Genomic DNA, 2,030 nt, shown 5'->3' on the forward strand with positions numbered 1-2,030 from the left:
TCTGCCGCGCAGCCACCGAAGCCGACATCGACCCGGACCGGGTCAAATTCACCCGCACCGTCCGCATCGTCCGCCGCCGGATCACCGACCCGGCGGCCTTTTCCCCCTGACCAGCAAAAACGATCTTCAGTCGCCGTCGCCGCCAACATCACAGCCACACGCAACCTCAACCCACGCCGCCGACACCGCAGCTATCCCCGCGTGATCAAACGCGGCCGCCACAACGCCTACCGCGTCAAGAAACCCGCCGACACCGCAACCCGCTACGAGGGCCCACCCACCCTCCAACTCGCCCGCACAGCATGATCAAAATAAGCTAAGCGGCATTGGGCTATGACTACCTGCTGGAACGCAAACTGTCCAGCATCTGGCGGGAGATCAAGCAATCACCGCTAGGTCCGGATCTCGATCGGTTCATGGCCGCGGCGGCCGAGCTTGGGTTCACCGAACGGGTCCGGTTCGCCACCGGCTCCCAGGTTCCCGTCCGGCTGCTGATCCAGACCGGGCGAGGGCTGGATCAGCTCACCGTGGCCGATCTGGACGAGTTCCGGGCTGCCTGCCAGGAGCGGGAAGCGCGAACTGGCAAGGGCCACAGGCACTATCTGGCGGCAGCCAGCAATGCCCAACGGGTGTTGTTTCACCTGGGAATCGTCGATGAGCTGCCCCGCTCAAGTGGGCCGGTCCCGTTCGCCGACCGGCTCGCCGACCTCCAGCCGCCGATCCGCGAGACAGTGATCGCCTATCTGGAACGCAAACGGGCAACCTGCCAACCCAAAACGGTGTCGGCGATCGCGACCCGCCTCAAACACTTCGGGGTGTTCCTCGCCGAGGTTGATCCCGAACTGGGCTCCATCGCCGAGCTGGATCGCCGCAAGCACATCGAGCCCTACCTGACCTCGCTGGTCGATGCGGTCAACCCGAAAAACGACCAGCCGATCACCGTCGCGGACCGATCCCGGCGAGTGCTCGCGCTGATGGGATTCCTGACCGACATCACCGATGGGACTGGCCCGACGCGCCACCCCGCAAGCTGATATTCCGCGACGATGTCCCCAAACTCCCGCACACGCTGCCCCGCTACCTGCCCGTCGACGTCGACTGCCGACTCACCGGGATTTTGACCGAACGGCCCGGCAACGAACTGGCCGCGGCCGCCCTGCGTCTGCAACGCTGCTGCGGGCTGCGGATCGGGGAACTGCTCGACCTCGAGCTCGACTGCGTCCACGAAGTCCCCGACCATGGCAGCTGGCTGAAAATCCCGCTCGGCAAGCTGGAGACCGAGCGGATGATCCCCATCGATGACGACATCCTCGACCTGATCGATCACATTACCGAGATCCGCTCCCACGGACGGCCGATGCCGCACCCCCGCTACCGGCGCTGGGCCCAGTTCCTGTTCACCCACCACGGTCGACGACTCTCCCAAAGCGCGGTCCGTCACGAACTCGACCGCGCCGCCCAGGCCGCGGGACTCGACCACATCACCCCGCATCAACTCCGGCACACCTATGTCACCGCCCTGGTCAATGCCGGTGTTTCGCTGCAGGCACTGATGGCACTGCTGGGCCATATGTCAGCTGAGATGAGCCTGCGCTACGGGCGGTTGTTCGACACCACCGTCCGCGCCGAATACGAGCGGGCTCTAGATCTGGCCAAACAACAGGCACTCACCCCCGCCACCGGCGGGATCGGCCTGTCATTGGCCGACATCACGGGCGGAGCCGATTGGAAAAACACCCCGCTGCTCAAATCCCGTCTTGCCGGCGGGTTCTGCCTGCGCGCACCCGCCCAAGGCGCCTGCGCCTACGCCAACATCTGCGAGCACTGCCCGAGCTTCCACACCGAAGCCAGCTCGCTGCCTATCCTGGCCGCCCAGCGCGTCGACGCCGAAGCACTGGCCCGCGACGCCGAACAACGCGGCTGGATCACCGAAGCCCAACGACACCAACGCCTCATCGCCCGACTCGACACCCTGATCAATAAGGCCCAAGCAGGATGACCAAAACCAGCACCCTCAACGACGTCGAACG

At 65.4% G+C, this 2,030-nt stretch carries 2 protein-coding genes; both read left to right on the plus strand.

What is annotated here, in order from left to right:
• Nucleotides 1–326 precede the first annotated feature (326 nt).
• On the plus strand, nucleotides 327–1,034 hold the full coding sequence (locus ACWDKQ_RS35910) for a hypothetical protein (RefSeq protein WP_450143196.1): 708 nt from the start codon (nucleotides 327–329) through the stop codon (nucleotides 1,032–1,034).
• Between the two features lie 83 nt (nucleotides 1,035–1,117).
• A complete protein-coding gene (locus tag ACWDKQ_RS35915; protein ID WP_450143197.1) occupies nucleotides 1,118–1,999 on the plus strand; it encodes a tyrosine-type recombinase/integrase in 882 nt (293 codons plus the stop codon).
• The last annotated feature ends 31 nt before the right edge of the window (nucleotides 2,000–2,030 follow it).

Source organism: Saccharopolyspora sp. NPDC000995, assembly GCF_053599315.1.